Origin of the sequence: Gemmiger sp. An50 (assembly GCF_002161595.1) — a bacterium.
Taxonomy (GTDB): Bacteria; Bacillota; Clostridia; order Oscillospirales; family Ruminococcaceae; genus Allofournierella.
Map to the genome: position 1 here is coordinate 64,952 of NZ_NFID01000013.1, position 24,972 is coordinate 89,923.

The 24,972-nt window shown below is 62.7% G+C and carries 25 protein-coding genes; 14 read left to right on the top strand and 11 right to left on the bottom strand.

The genetic code is table 11. From position 1 onward, the window contains the following. Position 1: 1 nt before the first annotated feature. Positions 2-718: a LytR/AlgR family response regulator transcription factor gene (locus B5G03_RS11830; protein ID WP_087181904.1), complete on the bottom strand. Its 717-nt coding sequence runs from the start codon at positions 716-718 to the stop codon at positions 2-4. A gap of 277 nt (positions 719-995) precedes the next feature. Between B5G03_RS11830 and B5G03_RS11835 the strand changes: the two genes are divergently transcribed. Both B5G03_RS11835 and B5G03_RS11840 read left to right on the top strand, forming a co-directional pair. Then, positions 996-2,591, top strand: a complete 1,596-nt coding sequence (locus B5G03_RS11835; protein ID WP_087181905.1) for a peptide chain release factor 3 — start codon at positions 996-998, stop codon at positions 2,589-2,591. Positions 2,592-2,707: 116 nt separating this feature from the next. After that, the gene (locus B5G03_RS11840; RefSeq protein ID WP_087181906.1) at positions 2,708-4,723 is read left to right on the top strand and encodes an AAA family ATPase; all 2,016 of its coding nucleotides are present in this window, start codon (positions 2,708-2,710) and stop codon (positions 4,721-4,723) included. Positions 4,724-4,787: 64 nt separating this feature from the next. Here B5G03_RS11840 and B5G03_RS11845 read toward each other — a convergent pair whose 3' ends face one another. The 3 genes from B5G03_RS11845 to B5G03_RS11855 are packed head-to-tail and all read right to left on the bottom strand — an operon-like array spanning position 4,788 to position 8,255. Further along, the gene (locus tag B5G03_RS11845) at positions 4,788-5,336 is read right to left on the bottom strand and encodes a biotin transporter BioY (protein WP_242962432.1); all 549 of its coding nucleotides are present in this window, start codon (positions 5,334-5,336) and stop codon (positions 4,788-4,790) included. A 30-nt stretch (positions 5,337-5,366) separates the two neighbouring features. Next, positions 5,367-6,953, bottom strand: a complete 1,587-nt coding sequence (locus B5G03_RS11850) for a M23 family metallopeptidase (protein WP_087181908.1) — start codon at positions 6,951-6,953, stop codon at positions 5,367-5,369. A gap of 48 nt (positions 6,954-7,001) precedes the next feature. Further along, complete coding sequence (locus B5G03_RS11855; protein ID WP_087181909.1) at positions 7,002-8,255, bottom strand: murein hydrolase activator EnvC family protein; 1,254 nt, start codon at positions 8,253-8,255, stop codon at positions 7,002-7,004. A gap of 173 nt (positions 8,256-8,428) precedes the next feature. On the opposite strand from B5G03_RS11855, the gene B5G03_RS11860 reads away from it, so the two are divergent. Continuing rightward, positions 8,429-9,448: an alpha-hydroxy-acid oxidizing protein gene (locus B5G03_RS11860; protein ID WP_087181910.1), complete on the top strand. Its 1,020-nt coding sequence runs from the start codon at positions 8,429-8,431 to the stop codon at positions 9,446-9,448. Between the two features lie 67 nt (positions 9,449-9,515). Here B5G03_RS11860 and B5G03_RS11865 read toward each other — a convergent pair whose 3' ends face one another. Both B5G03_RS11865 and mutY read right to left on the bottom strand, forming a co-directional pair. Continuing rightward, positions 9,516-9,728, bottom strand: coding sequence for a hypothetical protein (locus B5G03_RS11865; RefSeq protein WP_087181911.1), 213 nt, complete (start codon positions 9,726-9,728; stop codon positions 9,516-9,518). A 130-nt stretch (positions 9,729-9,858) separates the two neighbouring features. Then, entirely contained in the window at positions 9,859-10,911 is a 1,053-nt protein-coding gene (gene mutY, locus B5G03_RS11870; RefSeq protein ID WP_087181912.1) for an A/G-specific adenine glycosylase, read from the bottom strand. Positions 10,912-11,052: 141 nt separating this feature from the next. Between mutY and B5G03_RS11875 the strand changes: the two genes are divergently transcribed. The 6 genes from B5G03_RS11875 (at position 11,053) to B5G03_RS11900 (ending at position 15,598) form a co-directional block, all read left to right on the top strand. After that, a complete protein-coding gene (locus B5G03_RS11875) occupies positions 11,053-11,454 on the top strand; it encodes a GntR family transcriptional regulator (protein ID WP_087181913.1) in 402 nt (133 codons plus the stop codon). A gap of 21 nt (positions 11,455-11,475) precedes the next feature. Further along, the gene (locus B5G03_RS11880; protein WP_087181914.1) at positions 11,476-12,372 is read left to right on the top strand and encodes an ATP-binding cassette domain-containing protein; all 897 of its coding nucleotides are present in this window, start codon (positions 11,476-11,478) and stop codon (positions 12,370-12,372) included. Beyond that, positions 12,365-13,012: a hypothetical protein gene (locus tag B5G03_RS11885; protein ID WP_087181915.1), complete on the top strand. Its 648-nt coding sequence runs from the start codon at positions 12,365-12,367 to the stop codon at positions 13,010-13,012. The genes B5G03_RS11880 and B5G03_RS11885 overlap by 8 nt, the downstream gene beginning before the upstream one ends. A 19-nt stretch (positions 13,013-13,031) precedes the next feature. Next, positions 13,032-13,712 carry a hypothetical protein gene (locus B5G03_RS11890; RefSeq protein ID WP_087181916.1) on the top strand — a complete coding sequence of 227 codons (681 nt, stop codon included), beginning with the start codon at positions 13,032-13,034 and terminating at the stop codon, positions 13,710-13,712. Between the two features lie 146 nt (positions 13,713-13,858). Beyond that, positions 13,859-14,770 (top strand): CPBP family intramembrane glutamic endopeptidase, encoded by a 912-nt coding sequence (locus B5G03_RS11895; RefSeq protein ID WP_087181917.1) that lies wholly within the window; start codon positions 13,859-13,861, stop codon positions 14,768-14,770. A gap of 72 nt (positions 14,771-14,842) precedes the next feature. Then, on the top strand, positions 14,843-15,598 hold the full coding sequence (locus tag B5G03_RS11900) for an exodeoxyribonuclease III (RefSeq protein WP_087181918.1): 756 nt from the start codon (positions 14,843-14,845) through the stop codon (positions 15,596-15,598). Between the two features lie 68 nt (positions 15,599-15,666). Here the strand turns inward: B5G03_RS11900 and B5G03_RS11905 are convergent, their stop codons facing one another. The 5 genes from B5G03_RS11905 to B5G03_RS11925 form a co-directional block, all read right to left on the bottom strand. Next, positions 15,667-16,491: a MurR/RpiR family transcriptional regulator gene (locus tag B5G03_RS11905; protein WP_087181919.1), complete on the bottom strand. Its 825-nt coding sequence runs from the start codon at positions 16,489-16,491 to the stop codon at positions 15,667-15,669. A gap of 169 nt (positions 16,492-16,660) precedes the next feature. Continuing rightward, complete coding sequence (locus B5G03_RS11910; RefSeq protein ID WP_242962433.1) at positions 16,661-17,461, bottom strand: PHP-associated domain-containing protein; 801 nt, start codon at positions 17,459-17,461, stop codon at positions 16,661-16,663. A gap of 47 nt (positions 17,462-17,508) precedes the next feature. Continuing rightward, the gene (locus B5G03_RS11915; protein WP_087181921.1) at positions 17,509-18,336 is read right to left on the bottom strand and encodes an energy-coupling factor transporter transmembrane component T family protein; all 828 of its coding nucleotides are present in this window, start codon (positions 18,334-18,336) and stop codon (positions 17,509-17,511) included. 3 nt (positions 18,337-18,339) lie between these two features. Continuing rightward, positions 18,340-20,037: an ABC transporter ATP-binding protein gene (locus tag B5G03_RS11920; protein WP_087181922.1), complete on the bottom strand. Its 1,698-nt coding sequence runs from the start codon at positions 20,035-20,037 to the stop codon at positions 18,340-18,342. Between the two features lie 2 nt (positions 20,038-20,039). After that, complete coding sequence (locus B5G03_RS11925) at positions 20,040-20,879, bottom strand: DUF8171 family membrane protein (RefSeq protein ID WP_087181923.1); 840 nt, start codon at positions 20,877-20,879, stop codon at positions 20,040-20,042. Positions 20,880-21,189: 310 nt separating this feature from the next. Here B5G03_RS11925 and B5G03_RS11930 point away from each other — a divergent pair, with 310 nt between their 5' ends. The 5 genes from B5G03_RS11930 to B5G03_RS11950 all read left to right on the top strand — a co-directional run bounded on the left by B5G03_RS11930 (position 21,190) and on the right by B5G03_RS11950 (position 24,905). Next, a complete protein-coding gene (locus B5G03_RS11930) occupies positions 21,190-22,077 on the top strand; it encodes a DUF368 domain-containing protein (RefSeq protein ID WP_087181924.1) in 888 nt (295 codons plus the stop codon). 154 nt (positions 22,078-22,231) lie between these two features. Next, the gene (locus B5G03_RS11935; protein ID WP_242962435.1) at positions 22,232-22,753 is read left to right on the top strand and encodes an RNA polymerase sigma factor; all 522 of its coding nucleotides are present in this window, start codon (positions 22,232-22,234) and stop codon (positions 22,751-22,753) included. Continuing rightward, positions 22,750-23,313: an anti-sigma factor gene (locus tag B5G03_RS11940; RefSeq protein ID WP_087181925.1), complete on the top strand. Its 564-nt coding sequence runs from the start codon at positions 22,750-22,752 to the stop codon at positions 23,311-23,313. Before B5G03_RS11935 ends, B5G03_RS11940 begins: the two co-directional genes overlap by 4 nt. A 90-nt stretch (positions 23,314-23,403) precedes the next feature. Beyond that, a complete protein-coding gene (locus tag B5G03_RS11945; protein ID WP_140401689.1) occupies positions 23,404-23,916 on the top strand; it encodes a hypothetical protein in 513 nt (170 codons plus the stop codon). A gap of 14 nt (positions 23,917-23,930) precedes the next feature. Beyond that, a complete protein-coding gene (locus tag B5G03_RS11950) occupies positions 23,931-24,905 on the top strand; it encodes a hypothetical protein (protein WP_087181927.1) in 975 nt (324 codons plus the stop codon). The last annotated feature ends 67 nt before the right edge of the window (positions 24,906-24,972 follow it).

Sequence of the window (24,972 nt, forward strand, 5' to 3'; positions counted from 1 at the left end):
CTTATTCACCTCCCGCCGAACCGGCATACCAGTTGGCAAGCTCCGCCAGAAATGCTGCCCGGCGGGGCCTGCTGATCTGCAGCAGATTATCACCCACCTGCACCGTGCTGCCCTTCACTTTTACGATGAATTTCGGATTCACCAGATAGCACTTGTTGCAACGCAGAAATCCGAACCGGCTCAGCTGCTGCTCTACGCCGGAGAGTACGCCTGTCATCTCGATCACATCGTCGATCAGATGGTAGAACAGCCTGTGGTTCATGATCTCCACATACATCAGCTTGTCGGTGGAGATCCGGCACAGCCCACCGGGGGTGTTCACAGTGAAGCTGCGGTCCTCGTTGAGCAGATAGATGTCCAGCGCTTTTTTGAATTTCATGGAAAAATCGTAGTAGCTCACCGGCTTGATCAGGTAGCTCACCGCATCCACCTCGTAGCCCTTCAAAGCATACTGAACCAGGTTGGTGATGAATATGATGGAGACGTTCTTGTCGCACCGGCGCAGCTGCAGCGCCGTTTCCAGACCGTTCATTTTGGGCATCTGCACATCCAGGAACACCACCGCATAAACCGCGCGGTAGTCCTTCAGAAAATCTGCTCCGTTGGCAAAGCGAAAGATCTGGAAGCGTTGCCCGGTCTGGGCCTCGTATTGCTTGATGTGGTCCATGAGGGCCTGCGCCGCCAGGTCCTCGTCCTCCACGATGGCGATGTTTCTCAAATGGTCAACCCCTTGCCGCAAAAATCAGACTTGTTTTCCGGGCCGCCTGTCCGAATGACGGGACCGTTGTTCTCAGTATATCATAGCGGGAAAAAACCGTCGAGAGGTGCACAAAACGGGGCAAATCGCCGGTTTTTTGCCCGACGGGCGAAAATTGGCCCGGGCCCCTTGCCAAAGCCCTTTTGAATGTAATAATATATAGAGTGTTGTGTTTTTAAGGACCAAACCCCGCGCGGCGCATGTGCGCCGCCCCAGAATATAAGGAGGACAAGCATCTATGGCCGATTTACGGCAAGAGATCCAGCGCCGGCGCACCTTTGCGATCATCAGCCACCCGGACGCCGGTAAGACCACCCTCACCGAAAAGCTGCTGCTGTACGGCGGCGCGATCCAGCAGGCAGGCAGCGTTAAGGGCAAGCAGAGCGCCCGCCACGCGGTCAGCGATTGGATGGAGATCGAGAAGCAGCGTGGTATCTCGGTCACCAGCTCGGTGCTGCAGTTTGAATACGACGGCAAATGCGTCAACATCCTGGATACCCCCGGTCACCAGGACTTCTCAGAGGACACCTACCGCACCCTGATGGCCGCCGACGCGGCGGTCATGGTCATCGACGCCGCCAAGGGCGTTGAGGCCCAGACCATCAAGCTGTTCAAGGTGTGCACCCTGCGCCACATCCCCATCTTCACCTTCATCAACAAGATGGACCGTGAGGCCCGGGACCCCTTTGACCTGATGGAGGAGATTGAGAACATCCTGGGCATCCAGACCTATCCCATGAACTGGCCCATCGGCTGCGGCAAGGAGTTCAAGGGCGTGTTCGACCGGGAAAGCCGCCACATCCTGGCCTTCCAGAGCGACGGCAAGGCCAACGGCGTGAAGATCCTGGACAAGATCGAGGCTGAGCTGGGCGACCCCAGCCTGGACGAGCTGATCACCGCCCCCCTGCATGAAAAGCTGGCCGAGGACATCGAGCTGCTGGACGGCGCCAGCTACGACTTCGACATGGAGGCCGTGCAGACCGGCCGTCTGAGCCCTGTGTTCTTCGGTTCCGCGCTGACCAACTTCGGCGTGGAGCCCTTCCTGAAGGAGTTCCTGCGCCTGTCTCCCAGCCCGCTGCCCCGCAAGAGCGGCGACGAGCTGGTCGAGCCCGCCCAGAACACCTTCTCCGGCTTTATCTTCAAGATTCAGGCCAACATGAACAAAGCCCACCGGGACCGCATCGCCTTTATGCGCATCTGCTCGGGCAAATTCGAGCGCGGCATGGAGGTCACCCACGTGCAGGGCGGCAAGAAGATCAAGCTGGCCCAGTCCACCCAGCTGATGGCCCAGGACCGGGCCACCGTGGACGAGGCCTACGCGGGCGACATCATCGGTCTGTTCGATCCGGGCATCTTCTCCATCGGCGACACCCTGTGCACCGGCAAAGAGAAGATCCAGTATGCGGGCATCCCCACCTTTGCACCCGAGCATTTCGCCCGGATCACCCAGGTGGACACCATGAAGCGCAAGCAGTTCGTGAAGGGCATGGAGCAGGTGGCCCAGGAGGGCGCCATCCAGATCTTCCGCGAGTTGAACGGCGGCATGGAAGAGGTCATCGTGGGCGTTGTGGGCGTGCTGCAGTTCGAGGTGCTGGAGTACCGGCTGAAGAACGAGTACAACGTGGACATCCGCATGCAGAAGCTGCCCTTCGAGCACATCCGCTGGATCGAGAACGAGGACCTGGACCCCAAGAATCTGGACCTGACCAGCGACACCAAGCGCATCGAGGACCTGAAGGGCAACAAGCTGCTGCTCTTCACCACCCCCTGGGCCATCAACTGGGCTCAGCAGCACAACGAGGGCCTGGAACTCAGCGAGTTCGGTAACGTGTGATTTTTCAAGGCTTCCGGCCATTGGCCGGAAGCCTTGTTTTTTTGCCGCAAAACGGCAGCGGTCTGTGGTACAATAAGGGCAGATGACTGCCAGACGGCAAAAGGAGGGCGCGAGCCATGGGAGCAAGCGATTGGGAAGACCTGATGAACGGAGTGTTCGGCCCCGGCGGGCGGCTGCGGGCGGGCGGGGCAAAGCCGGCCCAGAGCCAAAAGCCCGCACAGGATGCACAGCAGACTCTGCAAAAGAATCAGCAGGCGCTGAGCGAAGCGCTGGCCCGCCAGGCGGAGGAGATCACCCGGCTTGGCGGCGAACTGGAACACACTATGCAGCGGGACGGCCTGCTCACCGAGGCCGAGACCCAGGCGGCCCGGCGCACGGTGCCCGCCCCCGTGCAGGCGGACGCCTTTGACGGGCTGGAGGAGACGCTGGGAAAAACCGTGCTGGGCCAGCCGGAATTTCTCAAACGGCTGGTGCGGGCCTTCAAACGGCCCTTCGTGCTGGGCACGGCAGGAGAAACCGCCCGAGGTGTACTTTTGGTCCACGGCCCGGCGGGCACCGGCAAGCGTGCGGCCCTGGAAGCCATTGCCCGGGAAATGGCGGCCCGCAAGCTGCTGAGCGGGCCGCAGATCGCCTGGATGGACCTGGGGCTTTACCCGGGCCCCGGGCAGGAGAAGCTGTTTTTGCAGGACCTGTACAGCGCCTTGAACGGGCCGGGGCAGGTGCTGGTATTCTGCCATTACGAGCGATGCCACCCGGGCTTTCTGAATACGCTGGCGGCGCTGGCTCAGACGGGAAAGGCTCCGCTGAACAGCCGCTACGCGGTGCAGAAGGGGATGTTGGTGGACGTGGGCACCGCCCTGGTGCCGGACGCGGTGAGCGAACTGACGCCCCGGGGCAAATACCTGGTGTTTCTGAGCGAAAAGGGGCCGGAAAAGCTGGCGGACCGGATGGGCGCGGGCGTGGTGAACGCCCTGAGCGACGTGTGCGCCACCCGGCCCTTCACCGAGGAGGAGCTGGAGGCCATTGCCGGGCGGGGGCTGGAGCAGCTGACCGAGCACGCGGCCCGGCAGCTGAAGCTGACCATCACGGCGGACGAGAGCTTCCAGGCGCTGGCCCGGCGGCAGGCAAGCCCCGGCCGGGGCGCAGCGCCCATCGGGGAATTTTATGACCGGTGCTTTAAGGCGCTGGCGGAGTATAAGCTGGAGCAGGAACCGGCGGCGGGTACGGCAGCCGTCCTCAGTGCACCGGAGGGCCGGGCGCTGATCTCGGTGACCGGCGGCCAGCCGGTGGACCTGCTGGGCCTGCTGCGGCAGGAGTACACCGGCATGCTGGACGAGGTGGACCGGGAGCTGGAAAACATTGTGGGGCTGGACGAGGTGAAGGACTACGTGCTGCGCCTGAAGGACAGCGTGCAGGCCAACCAGCGCCGGGCCCAGGCGGGCATGAAGACCGGCAGCGTTTCCATGCACATGATCTTCGCGGGCAACCCGGGCACCGGCAAGACCACCATCGCCCGTCTGGTGGGCAAATATCTGAAGGCCATCGGCGCGCTGCGGGGCGGCCAGCTGGTGGAGGTGAGCCGGGCGGATTTAGTGGGCCGCTATGTGGGCCACACCGCGCCGCTCACCAATCAGGTGATCCGCTCGGCGCTGGGGGGCGTGCTCTTCATCGACGAGGCCTACTCCCTCTACCGGGGCAAGGACGACAGCTTCGGCCTGGAGGCCATCGACACGCTGGTGAAGGGCATGGAGGACCACAGGGACGATCTGGTGGTGATCCTGGCGGGCTATTCCAAGGAGATGGAGCAGTTTTTGACCGCCAACAGCGGCCTTGCCTCCCGCTTCCCCAACAAGATCGAGTTCCCGGATTACACCGGCGAGGAGCTGTGGCGTATTCTGGAACTGAGCGCAAAGGGGAGGGGTTACCGGTTGGCCGAGGGCTGCCAAACGCCGCTGACCGAATACTTTACCCGGGCGCAGGCGGAGAACGCGGACGAAAACGGCAACGGCCGCATGGCCCGCAACCTTCTGGAACGGGCGATCCTGAACCAGAGCCGCCGTCTGGCCGCCGAACCCCAGGCCGCGCTGGACGAGCTGATGCTGGGAGATTTTGCGCTGGAAGAAGCCGAATAAAAACAAAAAGGAAGGCCTGCTGCAAATGCAGCGGGCCTTCCTTTTGTTGTGTTTTGAAAACTGGTTAGCAGGTGGAACCGGCAAGCCGCAAGGCACGCGCCAGACGGCGGCCGACGGTCAGAGCCAACGCCAGCTTGATGCAATCCGGCAGAATGAAAGGCACCACACACATGGCCAGCACCGCGGGCAGGCTGTAGACGCTGCCGTTCATGGCAGACACCCGGATGAACCAGAAGGTGCCGAAGCCGTAGCAGATCGCCAGACCGGCCAGATTGCCCAGGATGGAGCGGGCCAGCGCCGGCAGAGGCAGCCGTTCGGCCAGCATGCAGGCGGGGCCGATGAAGGCAAAGCCCACGATGTAGCCGCCGGTGGGGCCCAGTAGCGCGCCCGGGCCGCCGGAAAAACCGGCAAATACCGGCAGGCCGATCAGGCCCAGCAGGATGTAAACGATCACCGCCACACTGCCCTGACGGCCGCCAAGAGCCGCCAGCACCAGAAAGATGCCGAAGGTCTGCAGGGTGAAGGGCACTGCCGCCGGAATGCTGATCCAGGCGCACAGGGCGATGATCACCGCGCCCATGGCGGTGCGGGTAAGAGTTTGCGTTTTGGTCATAGAATACATTCCTTGGTCAGAATGGAGAAATCAGAAGAACAGTCCGCCGGCTCTGCGCCAGGCATCCCAGGGATTCACGGGGATATCGCCCACCCGCATCTCGCAGATCACATGGCCCTGGGTGGTGCCGATCTGCTGGCCCTGGGTCACAAAGTCGCCCTCGTCCACGTCCCGGCGGCCCAGCAGATAGAACAGGCTCTTCACGCCGCAGCCGTGTTCGATCACCACGACCCGGCCCAGGCTGCCGTTGGTTTCGGCATAGACCACCCGTCCGGCGGCGGGAGCCACCACGGGGCTGCCGGTGGTGGTGGCCATGGTTACGTTGATGCTGCGCCGGGGCGCGATGTTGGCGTTATAGGCGGCGATCAGATCCAGTGGGATAGCCGCATTCAGCGGGTCGGTGGGGTCCAGCCGGTCGGTGTATTCCAGCACCGAGTAGTCCCGCAGGATCTTGCCCTGCACCGGCTGGATGAAGGAGCCGTCCCAGTAGATATCCGGGTCGTTGATCTCCCACAGGAAATCCATGTTCTTGGGCAGTGCGCCCACATAGGGGATGGCGGAGGTGCCGTCGATGGTGTAGGTGTCCAGCTCGCGGCGCTGCCGCCCGTACACCTGCACCGTTTCGGTGACGGTCTGGCCGTTTACCGTGGCGCTGATGGTGTACTCGCCCGCCATCTGGTTGTAGTCCACCGGAACAAAGGCCACCCACTCGCCCTGATACAGGGTGAAGGGAATCTCGGCCAGCTCGGTGGTCAAGGCGGGGACCATGTCGCCCAGCACGCCCTCCAGGCGTACGCCGATCACGCTGCCCTGGCTCACGCCGGTGTCGGAGAGCACCAGCCGGGGCTGGGCCTCCAGCTGGAAGTTGAACTGGTAGGTGTAGGAGCCCTGCGCGCCGGTGGATTCCGGGGAGGTCACCGTGAGGATGGCGGAATAGGCGCCGTTCTCGCTGAAGTGGAAGGCGTCATAGGCGGCCGCATCCCCCTCGAACAGGGTTTCACCCGCCTCATTCTGAATGGTCAGCTGGGCGGTGGTGTATTCCGGCAGCTCCAGCGCCGGATGGCCTTCGCTCACCGGTTCCAGGTCCTGCCAGCTGCTGCCCGGTTTTTTGGAGAAATCCCGGTGCAGAAAGCCCATCACCGGCACCGACCAGTCGTAACCGGCGGTCTCCAGCGTCTGGCCCGCCCAGCTCACCTGGTATTGGGGCAGATTGCTCAGGCTCACGCTCCGGTACATGCTGAAGAAGGTGCCGCCCAGGATCAGCACCAGCAGCACCGCCACCAGCACGATCCACCGCAAAAGCGAGGTGGAGGCGCTGAACAGGCGGGCGCCGAAGCTGAGGGGGGCGTCCTCCTCCCAGTCGTATTCCTCGTCCGGATATTCGCCGTTCTCCGGGTCAAAGTCCTCGCTGTCCTCCTGCGGCTCCTCGCCGGGGTCCTCGCAGCTGTCCTCCTGGCCGGGAGCGGGCTCTTCGGCCTGCGCTTCGGTTTCTTTGGCGGGAGCAGTCTCTTCGCCGGGGGCTTCGGCGGTCTGTGCGCCGCTCTCCTGCGGGGTCTCGTCCGGCGTCTGGCCGGGCTGAACGCCGCTGCTCTCCGGCTGCTTTTCGTCTTTCTTCAATGGTTCCACCTCACATCAAGGGTTTGAGCCGCGCGGGGCGCGGCGGATTCAGGGCTGGAAAAACAGCCCGCCTGTGGTTTGGGTCAGCTTGGCCGGGTCCACGCTCTTGTTGCCCACCCGGACCTCCCAGATCAGGGTGTTTTCCGCGTGGCCCAGCACCTGGTCCTGTGTCACGACCGAGCCCACAGCGACGTTCAGGTCCTGCAGGTGGTACAGATAGCTCTTCACGCCGCAGCCATGGTCGATCACCAGGGTGTTGCCGGTGAGCAGCAGGTTTTCCGCCAGCAGCACCTTGCCGGTGGCGGGGGCGATCACCTCGCTGCCGGGCGTGGTCACGTAGGTAAGGTTGGCGGCTTGTCCCGCGCGGGAGCCGTCGTCTGCGATAAGATATGCGCCGTAGGGCTGGAATATGTTGCCCCGCACCGGGGGAGAGAACCGCCCGGTCCACAGCTTTTCATTGGTTCCCTGGGTGTAGAAGCCGTAGATCTTGTCCCGGAACTGGGCATTGGCCTCGGCAGTGGCGTCGCCGCCGCTCAGGGTCGTGGTGGTGTACTGGCTGGCCCCCACCGTGAGGGTGGCGGTCAGCGTTTCGCCGCCCACCTCCACCGTGATGGTGTGATCGCCGCCCGGCGCGTTGTAGGGGATACCCAGGTAGCCGATCCAGCCGCCGCTTACCGGGGCGAACCAGACCTGGCCCAGATCGGTGTCGGCCACCGGCGGGTCGGATTGCTGGCCCAGAAGGCCGCTCACATAGACCGCCGCCGTGTCGCCCTGGCGCACCGATTCACTGGAAAGGGTGACGCTGGCCGCAGCGCTCACGGTAAAGCGGCACTGGTACTGGTACCAGCCGTAGGCCTTGCCCGGGCGCTGGCCGGTGTCCTCACAGCCGGCCCGGATGGTGAGCAGGTAAACGCCGTCTTTGGGGAAGGTGTAGTCCTTCCACTGGGCGGCGCTGCCCTCGAACAGGGTCTCGCCCTCCTTGGTCTGCAGCAGCAGGGTGGTGGCGCTTTCGGTCATACCCTCGGCCAGCACCAGCTCGGCATTGCCGGTGGTAATGGGCGCATCCAGGGTCTGGATGGCCGAGCCGGGGCTTAGGTCCAGCTCCCGCCAGACCATGCCGCCCAGAATGGGCACCGTCCACTGGTAGCCCACCGGCTCGTCCAGCGTCTGCCCCGCCAGGGTGATGGTCTTTTCCGGCAGGTCGTCTTCGGTGATGTTGTAATACAAAAAGGCAAGGCTGCCTCCAACGATAGCCCCGGTGAACAGGGCGACCATGAGCAGCCACAGGAAAAATCGTTTCATCCAGCGGCCTCCTTTTCAGGCAGTCGGTAAAATGGGGCATGAATTCCCATAATATTTATCATTATACCATATTTGCCGCCGATGCACAGCAAAAAATCCCGACGGGTCCGCGCCCTTGACATGGCGGCCATGCCGGGGCTAGAATCAAAAGCAACAAAGGGAGGAATAAAACCATGACCTATCAGGAAATGCTCGCCGCTGCCCGCACCTGCAGCGGCCCTTACTGCAAGGTGTGCCCGGTGTGCAACGGCAAGGCCTGCGGCTCCACCATGCCCGGCCCCGGCGCGAAGGGCACCGGTACCGTGGCCGCCGCCAACTACGCGGCCTGGCAGAAGATCTGCGTGAATATGGACACCATCTGCGACAACAAGCCCGTGGATACCCGGTTCGACTTTTTCGGCCAAACCTGTGAGCTGCCGGTGTTTGCCGCGCCGGTGGGCGCGGTGAAGCTGCACTACGGCGACAAATTCACCGATGATGAATACAACCACATCCTGGTGGCCGCCTGCGCCGACGCAGGCATTGCCGCCTTCACCGGCGACGGTACAAACCCGGAGGTGTTCCGTGCTGCTTCGGCGGCCATCGGTGCGGCCGGTGGCCGGGGTGTGCCCACCGTGAAGCCCTGGGATCGGGATACCCTGTTTGCCAAGCTGGACGCGGCAAAGGCCGCGGGCGCGAAGGTGCTCGCCATGGACATCGACGCCGCGGGGCTGCCCTTTTTGAAGGGCCTGAACCCGCCTGCCGGTCCCAAGACCGTGGAGGAGCTGCGGGAGATCATCGAATACGCGGGCGTGCCCTTCATTCTGAAAGGCATCATGACCGTGAAGGGCGCGGAAAAGGCGCTGGAGGCCGGGGCCGCGGGCATCGTGGTATCCAACCACGGCGGCCGGGTGCAGGACGGCGTGCCGCCTACGGCCCAGGTGCTGCCCGCCATTGCAAAGGCCGTGAAGGGCCGGATGATGATTCTGGTGGACGGCGGCATCCGCAGCGGTCTGGATGTGTTCCGGGCGCTGGCGCTGGGTGCGGACGCGGCCCTGCTGGCCCGCCCCTATGTGACCGCCGTGTACGGCGGCGGGGCCGAGGGTGTGGCGCTGCTCACCAATAAGCTCAAGACCGAGCTGCAGGACACCATGGCCATGTGCGGTGTGCACAGTCTGGCCGAGATCGGCCCTGAGCTGATCTGGCAGCCGTAAGCGGAACGAAACGAAAAAATGCCGCCGGGGAATTTCCCCGGCGGCATTTTTGTGCTTGTTTGATGGATCAGGCCTCGTCCACAGGCTCCTGAACTTCCTCGGCGGCGTCCACGTCCTCCTCGGCGCTGAGGGGCTCGTCGTCAAAGTCCTCGCTGAACAGCAGCTGCTCGTACTCATCCAGCTCCTTCTCGCGGCGGCGGATGTACAGCCAGGCAGCGGTCAGCGCGCCCACAGCGCCAGCCAGAAACAGCAGAACGGCAACAAAGGTAGAATGCTTCATAAATCGATTCCTCCTTGATAATGGCCGGGCAAAACGCACCGGGCCGGAATTCGTTGTATATAGGTTTATTATATCCCGCCAGGCGGTGGAATACAATATGATTTTGTGAACATAGACGAAAAAACGGGGGTCAGCCGTCCGTTTCCAGCAGCGGCCGGTAGGCCTTGAAGGCCCCGGGCAGGGTGTATTGCTGCGCCAGTGATTCCCGGTCCGCCCACACATAGCCGGCGGGGAGCGGGGCGGCTTCGGCCTCGGCCAGCCAGCCGCTCATGCGCCACTCGATGTGGCTGAAAATGTGCTTGGCGGGCTTGAGCGTGCTGCCAAGCTGAACGGAAATGCCCAGAGCGTTCAGCCGGTCGGCGGCCTCCTGACGGGAAAGCTCCTCCTCAAAGAGGGCGGGCTGCCACAGCCCGGCCAGCAGGCCGGAGTCCGGGCGGCGCTGGAGCAGCCAGCCCTGTTCGCTTTTGACCAGCAGCACTGTGACCGGCTGGATGCGGCGGGCCTTGGCGGCTTTCTTTACCGGCAGGGTGTTCTGGGTGCCCGCTTGGCGGGCCCGGCAGAGGTGGGCCAGCGGGCAGGTGTCGCACAGCGGCTCGCCGTTGGGCAGGCAGACCAGCGCTCCCAGCTCCATCAGGGCTTCGTTGTAGGGGCCGGGGGCTTCCGGCGGCTGATGCTCCATCACCCACTGGGTATAGGCTTTTTTGGTTTTGGGGTCCGCGATGTCCCGGTCGTCGTTGTACAGGCGGCTGAACACCCGCAGCACGTTGCCGTCCACCGCGGGTACCGGTAGATGAAAGGCGATGGACCCGATGGCCCCGGCGGTGTAGTCTCCGATGCCGGGCAGCGCCAGCAGCTTTTTGTGGTCGGCGGGCAGCTGGCCGCCGTATTCCTCGCAAACGATGCGGGCAGCCTTCTGCAGGTTGCGCACCCGGCTGTAGTAACCCAGTCCCTCCCACAGCTTGTGCAGCTTCTCCTCGTCGCACTCGGCCAGGTCTCGGATGGTGGGCAGCGCCTTCATCCAGCGGTCGTAGTATTCCAGCGCGGCAGCCACCCGGGTCTGCTGCAGCATGATCTCGCTGACCCAGATGTGGTAGGGGGTGGGGTCCTGCCGGAAGGGAAGGGTGCGGGCGTTTTGGGAAAACCAGGCCAGCAGATCCGGCGCGATGGGGGAAAGAGTGGGCATGGGCGTTTTGTCTCCTTTTGGATGATCTCTCGATAGTATACCACGCCGGGGGCGGCGGCAAAAGCCTTTTGTGACCGCCGGTGCTTGACAGATTCTGTCAGAGGTGATATAGTTAGTTACACAAGTAATGAACCAATGAACATGAGGAACGGAAAGGAGGCCGAGGCTGTGAATGGAACGCTGAACGATCAAAGTTCCATCTATCTGCAGATTGCAAAAATGCTGGAGGACAGCATCCTGCGCGGCATTTACCAGGAGGGTGAGCAGGTGCCCAGCACCAATGAGCTGGCGAGGCAATACAGCATCAACCCGGCCACGGCGGCCAAGGGCATCAACCTGCTGGTGGACGAGGGTGTGCTGTATAAAAAGCGGGGCATCGGCATGTTTGTGGCCGAGGGTGCAGTGGCGCTGGTGCAGCAAAAGCGCCGGGCCGCTTTTTACCAGCAGTATGTAACCGCTCTGGCAAAGGAGGCAAAAAGCCTGGGCCTGGGCGAGGAGGAACTGACCGGCATGATCCGCCGGGCTTACAGCGAGGCCCAGTGAGGGCCGGGGAGGAATGCGAGTATGGAACAGATGGCATTGAAGGCCGTGGGCCTGAACAAAAGCTTTGGAACCAAAGAGGTGCTGAAAAACCTGGACCTGACCATCGAGCCGGGCCGCATTTACGGTCTGATCGGCCGCAACGGCGCGGGCAAGACCACCCTGCTGGCTCTGCTCACCGCCCAGCTGGCGGCGGACGGGGGACAAATCACCTGCGGGGGCGAGCCGGTGTGGGAAAACCCGGCGGCGCTGAGCCAGCTGTGCTTTTCCAGGGAGTTTTCCGGCGCGCCCAACAGCGTGGCCGCGGGGCTCAAGGTGAAGGATTATTTCCGCATCGCCTCCATCTATTACAAGAACTGGGACGACGCCTACGCACACCGGCTGGCGCAGCGGTTCGGGCTGGAGGAGAACAAGCGGATCAACAAGCTCTCCAAGGGCATGCTGAGCATGGTCACCATCGTGGTGGCGCTGGCCAGCCGGGCACCCATCACTTTGCTGGACGAGCCGGTGGCGGGTCTGGACGTGGTGGCCCGGGAGCTGTTCTACAAGCTGCTGCTGGAGGACTACGCCGAGACCGGCCGTACCTTTGTGGTGTCCACCCATATTATTGAGGAGGCGGCCGCTGTGTTCGAGGAGGTTATCATCCTGGACGAGGGCCACATTCTGGAAAAGGCCCCCACCGAGGAGCTGGTGGCCCAGTTCCACCTGATCAGCGGCCGGGAGGATGAGGTGGACGCGGCCGCGGCGGGCCTGACCGTGCTCTCCACCGAGCGGATGGGCCGCCACAAGGCGGTGACGGTGCGCTGCGGTGAAAACGAGCTGGCGCAGGCGGTGCGCGGCCGGGATGTGGATGTGACCGCGCTGAACCTGCAAAAGGTGTTTGTGGCCCTGTGCGGCCACGGGGAGGTGCAGGATGGTTAACAACATCAGAGCCTTCTGGCGGTATCCGGCCACCGGAATGGGGATTGTCTTCGGGTTCGTGGTGCTCTGCCTGGCGGGTACGGCGCTTCTGGGGACGGAGTCTCTGTTTGCCACCTATCTTCGGGGCGGCGTGGCGATGTTTTTCATTATGACCACGATTCTCAGCTCCTCACTGGTGCGCAGTTTGGTGAACATTGGTCTGGCCATGGGCGCGGTGCGCAAAAGCCTGTGGGGGACCATGGAGCTGGCCATCGCCGCGCAGGCACTGGTCTGCCTGCCCATGCAGGCGATGCTGGACTGGGGTGCGGCGGTTTTTACGCCGGAGGATACGGAGCTTGTTCTCACCCTGCCGGTAAAGGGTTTTTCCGGCCTGGTGCTGTTTTTGCTGCTGTGGGCCATGGGGGCCATGGGCGGCTGGCTGTCGCTGGTGGAGAAAACCGGCTGGAAGATTTTCGGCTGGGGACTGGTGATTCTGTTGTATCTGGGATACATCGCCGCCATGGTCGCCCACATGATCTTCTCGTTTTTCGGCATGGATACCATCCTGTGGGGCATCTGCGGCGCGAGCCTTGTGGTGGGCGGCGCGGCCAGCTTCGGGCTGTACCGTCAATGCCGCACCGCGCAGGTGAATCTGCTGTGAGGAAAGGAGCGGACGGGAAATGAAGAAAGAAACGCTGCGCCGCCAGTGGCTGCTATACGGCAGCGGGCTGGACTGGCAGCTGGGCGCGGTGGCCGTGTTCTGGCTGCTGATCGAGGGCATCACAGCAGTGGCGCTGGCCATTACCAAAGAAACGACCACAGTGATCTTCTCCGCCATGATCTGCCTGATTCTGCTGGCCTTTGTGAGCGTGTTCACCGGGTTTCAGCGGGTGAACCGGGTGCTCACGCTGGGCATTGCCCTGGGCGGCACCCGGCGGGCCGAAGTGCTGCGCTGCGCGGCCTGGCATCTGGGCGGCGCGCTGGCCAGCGCCGCGCTGCTCTTTGGGCTGAACGGGCTGAGTCACCTGATCTACCGGCTGGCCTATGCGCCCCGGGGCATTGTGCTGGACATGGATGGTCTGGCCCTGCTGCCCACGGGGGAGTGGCTGCTGATTTTGCTGGCGCCGGTGCTGCTGAGCATCTGCGTGGCGGCCACGGTGAACACCTTCGGACCCAAGGGCTATTGGGTGGTGTGGCTGCTTTGGATGCTGATCTGCTTTTCGCCCAATTATCTGACCAAGCTGTACAAGGCCAATCCCACCGCCCTGTGGGTGCTGATGGCAGTTCTGACAGTGGCGCTGCTGGGTTGGACGGTCTGGTCGGTGCGGCGGCTGCTGCGCTGGACGGTGCAGGAGCTGTAAATTCGATGATTTTGTGAAAAGAGCGGGATGCGCCGGGTTTTGGTGCATCCCGCTCTGGTGTTTGGGGGCCGGGTGTGGTACACTGGGTTTATTCCAAGCGGGGCGGCGGGAAAAAGCGGCCCCCAGGCAAAGGAGGCGGTAAAACGATGCCGCAGAAAAAACGAAATGATTTCGCCGTGGCAGTGGGGCTGCTGGGCCTGGGCTTCACCGGCATGCTGGTGGTCAGCATGATCGGGTGCAGCCTGATGACCATGGCGGCAATGTGGACAACGGGTGAGGTGACCACCGATCTGCTGATGATTATGAACGACATTGGCATTTACGGCCTGGGTCTGCCGGTGCTGCTGGCCATCGGGCATTTTCTGCCCAGCACGGCCCCGTTTCCGCTGCGGCCGGTGCGGGCGCTGCGCCCGGTCACCTTCGCACGCACGGCGGCGGTGGGCTATGCCGGATGCATGGCGGCCAATCTGGTGTCGCTTCTTCTGCTTGCGGCGATCCGCGCGCTGGCGGGGCTGCAGCCCAACAACAGCCTGAACGGCATGGTGGAAACGATGTCTCCCTGGGCGTCGCTGATTTTGATCAGCCTGGTGCCCGCGGTGGCCGAAGAGCTGGTGTTCCGGGGCTATCTGTACCGCAAGCTGATCCGGTTCGGCCAGCTGCCCTATATTCTGATCTCCGCCTTTTTCTTCGGCAGCTTCCACGGCAACCTGGACCAGTTCCTCTACGCCTTCGTGCTGGGCTGCTGGCTGGGGTATCTGATCTGCCGCACCGGCAGCGTCATTTACGGTATGCTCATCCATCTGTTCATCAACTTCTTCAGCAGCTGCGTGCTCACCAGCGCGGGCGACGGCGCGGTGGCCAATGCGCTGCTGGGTCTGGGAATCCTGGCGCTGGTAGGCTGGGGCCTGGTGCAGTTCTGGGACTTCCATCGCCGCATGTTCGTTCGCCCGGCCACCGGCTTGCCCGAGCATCCGGTTCGGGCGGCGCTGCTTAACCCGGGAATGCTTTTGTGGATTGCAGCATTTCTGGTCATGTGTGTGATCAGCTTACTCAGCTGATGGTACTCCCCCTTGCATACAGCAGCAAAATCCGTTATAATCAGGAAAAGTTACTGTTTTGGAGGGCTTGCGATGAAATTCATCAGCTGGAACGTGAACGGCCTGCGGGCGGTGCTGAAAAAGGGCTTTGCCGAGAGCTTTGCCGCCCTGGACGCGGACATCTTCTGCTTGCAGGAGACCAAGTGCCAGCCCGGTCAGGCGGAATTTGAGCCGGAGGGCTATACCGAATATTTTTACAGCGCCGAGAAAAAGGGCTATTCCGGCACGGCCTGCTACTGCAAGCAGCCGCCCCTGAGCGTGCGCTACGGCATCGGGCCGGAAGAACACAGCCACGAAGGCCGGGCCATTACGCTGGAGTATCCGGAGTTCTACTTGGTGAATGTCTATACCCCCAACTCTCAGGACGGGCTGGCCCGCATCGACTACCGGATGCAGTGGGAGGACGATTTGCGCGCCTACCTGATGGAGCTGGACAAGGAAAAGCCGGTGATCTACTGCGGCGACCTGAACGTGGCCCACAACGAGATCGACCTGAAGAACCCCAAGTCCAACCGGGGCAACGCAGGCTTCTCGGACCAGGAGCGGGAGAAGATGACCCAGCTGCTTGCCAGCGGCTTTGCGGACAGCTTCCGCGCCCTTTACCCGGACAAGACCGGCGCCTACAGCTGGTGGAGCTACCGCTTCAACGCCCGCAAGAACAACGCGGGGTGGCGTATCGACTATTTTATCGTGTCCGAACGGCTGATGGACAAGGTGAAGGACAGCGTCATCTATGCGGACATCGAGGGCAGCGACCACTGCCCGGTGGGCCTGATCATCGACCTGTAAGCCGCAGAATACAAACAAAAACAGCGCCCGGCGCAAGGCAAACGATGCTTTGCGCCGGGCGCTTTGTGTCATCCCGGGTAATATTGCTTTTTCAGCTTCTGCAGCCGTTCCAGCGCGGCTGCGCCGCGGGGGCCCAGTTCCTGAGTCAGCGCCACCAGCAGACCGTCCACCAGGGCGGCGGGGGCAGCCATGGAGTGATACTCCTTTTCCGGCCCCCGGTAGGCAAACAGGCTGATGTCCGCCGCCTGGTCCGGCGGCAGGCAGGTGCGGCTCACAAAGGCCAGGGTGGTGTAGCCCGCGGCCCGGCCCTGCTCCAGCAGGATGCGGCCCTCCCGGCTGAGCTTGGAAAAGCTGAACAGCACCGCCACATCGCCCTCACCGGCCCCGGCCAGACCCTCCAGCAGCTCGGAGCCGGAGGCTGGCAGCAGCCGGGCATCCAGTCCCAGGCGGCGCAGCCGGAAGTGCAGCAGCCGGGCCAGGCTGGCCGAGGCGTTTTTGCCGTGGATGTAAATCCGCCTTGCCCCGGCCAGGGCAGTTACCGCCCGGTCGAATTCCTCCTCGTCCAGCTGGGCGGCGGTGGTTTCCAGGCAGGCCTGCTGGCTGGCCAGCCAGTCCCGGGGCGAAAAGCGGCCGGAGCGCTGCAGGGTACCGGCCAGCTTCACCGCCGGTCCCGCGGCGGCCTGCTCCAGCACCAGGGTTTTCAGGGCTTTGAAGTCCCGGCAACCCGCGTGGCGGGCAAAGCGGGAGAGGGTGGCCTCGGAAAGGCCCAGACGCTCGGCCAGCTGCCCGATGGACAGAAACAGAAAGGCGTCGGTATTGGTGTTGATGAAATCCAGAATGGAGCGTTCCGCCCGGGTCAGCTGTTCCGGCGGAATGGGAAGGCGCAGTTCCATGGCATTGAATCCCCGTTCCTTGTAAAGATGAAGTACACAGAAAGGGCGGCCGCAAAAAAGGCCGCTGGTTGCATTATACCCCCGGCGGGCGGGGCCTGTCCAGAAAAAGGCGCGTAAAAAAGCCCCGCGCCGGGCATACGAAACCCGGTACGGGGGAAGAGGGCTTATCTTATACGGGGGCCTGACTGGTGAGCACCTCCACATAGTCGCCGCCCAGCGCGTGAATCTCCTTGAGCGAGCGCTTGAGCAGTCCGGCAGTGCGCACCAGGAAGGAGGCCTGCTCGCTGAGCTCGATGGAATAGCGCCCGGCGTTCATCTCCTGCCGCAGCTGGTCGATGGTGGTGAACTCCCGCTCAAAGCGGGTGGCAATGCAGCCGTACTGCACCGCCTGGTGGGTGTCGCTGCCGGACACCACCGGGATGCCCAGCTGCTTGCCCAGCCGGGTGGTCAGTGCCCGGGTGCGCTCCGGGTCCAGGGCCATGTCCTTGCCGTTCATATCCAGGAAGGAAAAGCGGCGCAGCTGCTCGATGGGCTGCTCCGGTACATGGCCCGGCGCCCGATAGGGATGGCCGCAGCCCACCAGCACCGGATATTCCTCAAACAGGTCCAGAAGCTGGGCCAGAGGAGGGAAGTGCCCCCGTTCCTTGTGGGGAGCAAGGCGGCGGTTCAGCTCCAGAATGGCCTCCAGAGGGCCGATGCTCAGGATGTGGCCGCACTCGGCCACGTCGGTCTCCATGCCGGGGAATACCCGCAGGCCGTTTTCCAGCACCAGGCAGTCGCCGGTGCGGCGGCTCACCGAGGCCAGATAGCCGTACAGGTCCTCGAACTGCAGGGTGTTGAAATGCTCGGTCAGGCACAGGCCGTCCAGCCCGGCCCGGCGGGCCTCACCGAACAGCCAGTCGGTGTAGGCGGTGGAAAACGGCAGCTTTTTGGCCAGCTTGCCGTGGGTGTGGAAATCAAACAGCAACAAAAACACTTCCTTTTTTCGAAACGGCGGATCGGACGGAGCCGGAAGGCTCACAGCAGGGTGGAAACAAACACCGTGAGACAGACCCACAAGGCGGAAATGGCCAGGAACAGCCAGTCATCGTAACGGACCTGAAGGGTGGAAAGCTTGATCTTTTTCACCTCTTTGTTCACGGCGGCGTAGCGGTAGCCTCGCAGCTCCAGCGCCTCCACCGTGGTGCGGGAGCGCTTGGCGGTGTTGAGCATCAGGGGATAGAAGGCCCAGATGACCACCTTGATCTGGTAGGCAAGATACCGGATCTTGCCCCAAAGGCTCTCGTGGGCGGGGGGATTGCCCCGCAGCCGGAAGGAGAGCAGCACATTCTGGAATTCCTCCATCAGCATGGGCAGCATCCGGTAGGCGTAGGAGATGGAAAAGCTCAGCCGCTCCGGGCAGCCGAACCACATAAGGCCGTTGCTCAGCCGGTCCGGGTCCAGGCCGGAAAACACCGTGATGGAGGCCAGCGAGATAGTGGCCACCTTCAGGGTGAGCACCAGCAGCGGAGCCACCGCGGAGGCGTCGCCTCCGAACAGCAGGGTGACTAGGAACAGATAGCCGGTCTGGGAGAAAACGCCCAGGCCGAACAGAAACAGCACCAGCCCGGCCACCTTCGCCAGCAGGGTGGTGATGGTCACCAGCACGAAGCAGCCCAGAAGAAAGGGCAGATCGTTCACGAACCAGGGCACCAGACCGAAGAACAGATACCACACCAGCAGCACCCGGGGGTCCAGGGCGGCAATGGGGGTATCGTCGTTGCCGTAGGCGTTTTTCAGCACCTGGTTGCGCAGAAAATCCATGGAGAATTTGTCCAGGATGTTTTCCGAAAGTTTGTTCAGCATAGTTTATTCGGCCTCCTTGAAGGCGTTCACAAAATCGTTCACGGTGTAGCAGCGGGCGGCGGGGTCCAGGCGGCGGGCCATGGCGAAAATCTCCGGCGGGCGGATGCCCACCCGGTCGATCACATCCTGCCGGGCGAAAATCTCGTCCCGGGGACCGTCGGCGATCACCTGACCCTGGCAGAGCACGATGATCCGGTCCGCCCACTGGCAGACCAGCTGCATGTCGTGGGTGGCGATGATGGCGGTGTGGATCACGTCCTTCATCTCTTCCAGCACGCCCAGGATCTCCCGGCGGGTGGCGATGTCCAGGTTGGCGGTGGGCTCGTCCAGCAGCAGGATGGCCGGGTTCAGCGCCACGCCGATGGCAAGGCTCGCCCGGCGCATCTGACCGCCGGAGAGCAGGCGGCCGTCCCGGTCAGCTAACTCGGTGAGCCGGAACCGGGCCAGCAGCTCATCGCAGCGGGTCTGCCAGTCCGGCACGCCCCGCACCTGCATGGCATAGGCAATGTCCGCGCGGATGGAGTCTTTGATGAACATTTCCTCCGGGTTCTGGTAGACCAGCGAGATCAGCCGCCCCAGCTCCTCGGCCCGGCGGTCGCCCACCGGCTGTCCCAGCAGGCTCACCTGTCCCTCGGCGGGGCGCAGCAGGCCTACCATCAGCTTCATCAGGGTGGATTTGCCCGCCCCGTTGGAGCCGATCAGCGCCACCCGCTCGCCCTGGCGGACCGTCAGGTTCAGCCCGTCAAAAATTGTGCGGGCCTCGCCCTTCACCGAGCGGTAGCGCAACTGGATGTTCTCGAATTTCACCGCCTCCGCCGCCTCACTTGCCGCGGGCGCAGGCCGGGTGACAGGCAGATGAAAGGGAAGGGCGGAAAAGCAGGCGGCTCCGGCTTCCACGGTGGTGGGCAGGCAGGCGTCCTCTGCCAGCAGGCCCCGCTTTTGCAGCAGGCGGCCCGCCTGGGTCACCTGGGGCGGGAAGATGTTGCAGCCCTCCAGCTCATCCACCCGCTGCAAAGCTTTTTCGGTGGGCAGCTTCCACTGCACCTGGCCGTCCTTCAAAAGCAGCACATTCTTGCAGTAGTCGGCAATGTACTCGGTGTGATGCTCGATCACGATGATGGTCTTGCCATGGTTTTGGTTCAGGTCCCGCAGCACCTCATAGATGCGGTCGGCGTGCATGGGGTCCAGCTGGGCGATGGGCTCGTCCAGAATCAGGATGCCCGGCTGCAGCGACACCGCCCCCGCCAGCGCCAGCAGATGGGTCTGCCCGCCGGACAGCTGCCACACGTACTCCTCCTCACGCCCCTCCAGCCCGCACTGGGCCAAAGCGCGCCTGCCCCGATCCTTATAATCAGGGCAGGCGTAGTTCAGGCAGGCATAGGAGGCGTCGTCCAACACGGTGGGGCGGACAATCTGATTTTCAAAATCCTGGTAAACGTAGCCCACCTTCCGGGCCAGCTCTCCCACGTCGGCGCTCAGGGTGTCCTGCCCGTCCACCGTCACCAGACCTTCAAATTCGCCGGTGATGAAATGGGGGATCAGGCCGTTGAGCACCTTGCACAGGGTGCTTTTGCCGCAGCCGTTGTTGCCCACAATGGCCAGGAAATCGCCCTGCTCCACGGTGAGGGAAAGATTGTTCAGGGTGGGCTTCTCCGCCCCGGGGTAGGTGTAGGTCAGGTGTTGGATCTCCACTGCGTTCATGATCAGCCAGCCACGTTCCTTTCACTGTTCTTCTTCATCACCAGCAGCACGATCACGGCCAGAGCGGCGGCGACCACCATGCCGGCGGCCATTGCGGTGCCGCTCTCGGCCCAGCTGGCCTCCCAGTCGATCAGGGCCATGCCCGCGGTGGCAGCCAGCTCAGCGGCAACCGCCAGAGCAAAGCCGGCCACGCACACACCGGCAATGCGCAGGTCCACGCCACCGGCAGCGCCCGCAGTGCGGGGAGCCATGCCCAGCAGAGGTTCGATCTTGCCGTACAGGCGGGGAACCAGATACAGGGTGGGCAGCATGCAGAACAGGATGCCGCTGAACAGGAAATCGTTCAGGAAGGCGAAGCCCTCGGTGGCGAACACGCTCTCGGGCAGACCGGCCACGGCCTCAAAATCCTCCACGGCGAACTGGACCTTCAGGATGTCCACCACAGCGCCCATGAACAGCTGCAGGCCAGTGCCGAACAGAGCGGCGGCACCCACCGCCAGCTTGTTGCGGGGGTCCTTCACCAGACGGCCGGCGATGTATACGCCGATGGCCACGGTGATGAACTTCTCCAGCTCGCCCAGGCCGCCGAACTGGCCCAGCATGATCTCGCTGAAGACCAGCTCACCGGTGGAAGCGCCCAGCGCCGCGCTCAGCGGGTCGAACAGCATGGCCAGGGTAAGGGGGATGAACAGAAAATATTCCACCGAAAACTCCACAAGACCCACCTGAAATTTGGGGATCAGCTCGGTGAACAGAGTAGCCAGGCCGTAAAGCGACATGGACAGAACAAAAATCATCAGTTTCTGCGACTGGGTGGCAGCCGCCTTTTGCGATGCATTCATGGATGGATTCCTCCCGTTTTTCCTTCTCAGTCTCAAAGCAGTTTGCTGCCCGTTGTCCGGGTGCATGTTCAGTGTACCAGAGAAAATGTAAGTTTTTCCTGCAAGCTAATGTTAAATGCAAGTTAATTTTCCTTTTGGCCAGGTTTGCAGGCTTTTGCCGTCAAAACAGCCGGGAAATGGAAGAAAATCCCTGCTCCGGCTTGCATGCGGCGGCGGGATAGAGTATAGTAAAAAGGTCAGGCCCAAAACAAGGAGCCTGAACGAGAACGAGAGAAACCCCTGATCCATAAGAAAGGAAACGCGGTTTATTATGAAAGCTTTACTGGATATCCTGCGCGGTATCGTGATCGGTATCGCAAACGTCATTCCCGGCGTGTCCGGCGGCACCATGGCGGTGTCCATGGGCATCTACGACAAGCTGATCAGCGCGGTCACCGGCCTGTTCAAGCATTTTAAGGACAGCATGAAGCTGCTGATCCCTCTGGGCATCGGCATGGGCATCGGCATCGTGGGCTTCGGCTTTTTGCTGGAGTACCTGCTGGAGGCCCATGTGCTGGCCACCTGCCTGACCTTTGTGGGCCTGATCCTGGGCGGCCTGCCCATCCTGTGGATGAACTTGAAGAACAACGTGGCCAAAAAGCCCAGCCGCCGCATCGGTGCGGGCGAGGTCATCAGCTTTCTGGTGCTGCTGGCCATCGGCGTGGGCCTGCCTCTGCTGCAGGGTTCCGAGGGCGCGGTGAAGACCCTGACCCTGAACCCCGGCACCATCGTGGTGCTGTTCCTGCTGGGCCTGATCGCCAGCGCCACCATGGTCATCCCCGGTGTGTCCGGCAGCATGGTGCTGATGGTGCTGGGCTATTACAGCACCATCCTGGCACTGGTCACCGGCACCGTGACCATGCTCAAGGATATGGACCTGGGCGGTGTGGTCAACAACTGCCTGCTGCTGGCTCCCTTCGGCGTGGGCGTGGTGCTGGGCATCTTCCTGATCGCCAAGATCATTGAGTATCTGTTCCAGCGCTTCCCCAGCCAGACCTTCGCGGCCATCATTGGCCTGATCGTTTCCTCTCCCTTTGCCATCCTCTATTCCGCCGACGCCCTGAGCGGCTTCTCGGTGGTGGAGCTGGTGGTGGGCCTGGTGCTGGCGGTACTGGGCGCCTGGGTCACCTGGCTCATGGGCAGCAAGGAAGAGGCCTGATTCCAAACCACAGAAAACGAGCAAGCGGCGCGCCGCCTGCTCGTTTTTTTGTGAGAGTTAAAAAATTCTTTACATTTGTGAAGAAAACCTCCTTTCAGGTTCGTTTTATTCGGCGAAGGGGCAAACAAGTAAGGGAAGGGGGGCGTTCAGCCGAGTGACCAATGCACAGTTCAGCACACTGGTGGAGCAGTATCAGAAGCTGGTCTATACCGTGTGCTACCAGCTGGTACGGGATCACCAGCTGGCGGAAGACCTTACCCAGGATACCTTCGTGGCGGCCTTTTCCCACATGGACGACTGCCCTCCCGAACACTACAAGCCCTGGCTGGCCCGCATCGCGGCCAATAAAGCCCGCGACCATCTGAAGAGCGCCTGGAACCGGCGGGTGACCGCCCCCGGCGACGAGGCCATGCCGGAAACGGCGGCGGTGGGCGCTGCGCCCCCCGGGCCGGAGGACCTGACCGTGAGCGAGACGGAGGCCGAGGCCATCCGCCAGATGGTGAAGGACCTGCGGGAGCCCTATTACCAGGTATCGGTGATGTATTTCTTGCAGGAGCGCAGTGTGGATGAAATCGCCCGCGCCCTGCGCCGCCCGCCCAAAACGGTGCACACCCAGCTGTATCGGGCCAAGCGCCTGCTGCAGCAGCAGATCACAGAAAGGAGACAGGCGCAATGACGGAACTGTTTTTACAAACCGGCCATCTGAGCGACGAGGGACTGCAGGCTCTCATCGACGGGACGCTGGATGAGATGCAGCGGCTGGAAGCCGCGGAGCACCTGAGCTTCTGCGACGAGTGCCTGACGCGGTATACCGCGCTGCTCACCGGGGATGTGCTGGAGGAGCCGGAGCAGGATGTGACCCTGCCGGTAATGCGCAAGCTGCGCCGCCGGGCGGTAAAGAACGTTTGGAACCGGTACGCGGCCGCGGCGGCAGCGGTGGTCATCACCGCGGGCCTGTGGTACAGTGGTGTGTTCGGTGGGGCGATGGAGGCGCTGGCCATCCAGCCGCCCGCTCTGGAGCAGACCGCACAGGCGCAGGAGCCTGGCCCGTTGGGCCAGCTGCTGGAGCGCATTGAGGGCAAACCCGCCCGGCCGGACAACGGCCTCGGACCGGAGCACCGGCCCAACGATCTCCACCAGCTGGAGGAGCCAGAGCTGGACGAGGAGCCGGACCAGGAAAAGGACGGCGGGCTGGGCCAGTGGCTGAGCCAGTTCCTTGACCGGCAGGATAACTGATCAAAACGACTGAAAATGGGAGCGTGTGACAATATGATCAAAAATGGATTTTTGACCTTTTGCTTTTCTTTCATCCCGGGCGCGGGGCAGATGTATCAGGGATACATGAAGCGCGGCCTTTCTCAGATGACGGCCTTCGTGCTGCTCATTGCTTTGGGTGCCGGGCTCTTCGGACCCATCGCGGTATTTGCCGCTGTGGTGTATATGTACAGCTTCTTCGATTCGCTGAACCTGCGTGCTCAGCTGAAGATGGGCATCTGCCCGCCGGACGATTACCAGTTCGACCTGGACGAGGTGAAAGGCTTTGCCCGTTTGGCCATGCAGCGCCACAATCTGGTGGGCTGGGGCCTGGTGCTGCTGGGCGTCTGGGGCCTGTACTCCAACTTCATCTATCCCTGGGTGTGGGATCTGGCCGACATCTTCGGCTACGACAACCCGGTAGTGAACGCGGTGCGTTCCCTTATCAACAACCTGCCCACTTTGGTGGTTTCGGTGATCTTTGTGTATGCGGGCGTGCGCCTGATCCGGGGCTCCGGCCCGAAAAAGGGCGGCGAGCTGCCCCAGGAGCTGGATGAGGACTTTACCGAATACAAGGGCGAATGAGAGAGGAACAGGCAATGAATAATACGGATTTTGAACCCATGACCCCCATGGAGGAAACTGCGCAGGCCGGACAGCAGGCAGACGAGAAGGCAGCCGCGCCGGAATACGTCCGGCAGCCCCGGCGGGAGAAGCAGAGCCGCCCCGCTCAGCCCAAGGTGCGCCGGGTAGGCTTTTTCACCCTGGGCATTGCGCTGATCCTCACCGGTGGCTGTATTGCTGCCAGCATGGTATTGAAGGACTTCCCTCTGTTCACTGTGGCCAAGCTGGCGCCGCTGGTGCTGGTGGCCCTGGGTGTGGAGGTGCTGTGGGCCAACGCCCGTAAGGGCGACGCCCAGCTGAAATACGACCTGCTGAGCATGTTCGTCTGCTTTGTGCTTATCTGCGCCAGCATGGCCGCGGCCACGGTGCCCATCCTGCTGCGCTACTACGGGCCGGACCGGGAATACACCGAGCGGCGGCTGGAACAGGAGCTGGAGCAGCAGCTGCAGGAGAAGCTGCCCGTCGGCAGTGTGCTGGACGGCTACAGCTCGGTGGATCTGAGCCGGATGGAGTTTGATAAGGAAATGACTCTGGCGGATCTGAAAACCGAGGACTGGGTGCGGGTAAACCTGACACTTGCCGGGACTTATGCGGACGAGAATGCTTTCGCCGAGGCCTGCGCCCAGATGCTGCCTACCCTGCGGGAGCTGGGTGTGAATCAGGTGAATTTCCGCTCGGAGAACGAGGATGACCAGTGGGAGCTGCAGATCGGCGGTGTGTTCCAGATGAACGCCAGCGCTCAGGAGCTGGCCGGGCGGGTGACCCACATGGTGCGCTACTGGGAGGACGACAGCTACACCTGGTGGGATGAGGCTAATCTGAAGGCTTATCTGGCCGAAAAGGCGCAGACCGAGCTGCAGGAGCCTCAGCCGGAAGAGGAGCCGGTGGAGAGTGCCGTGGAAGAATCCAGCGAGACCAGCGCGGAAGTGGCCGCGGTGGAGAACGGCTGAGCGCCGGACAATCGAATCATGCAGAAAAAGCCCCGCCAGGGCTGCGCGAAAAGCGCATGCCCGGCGG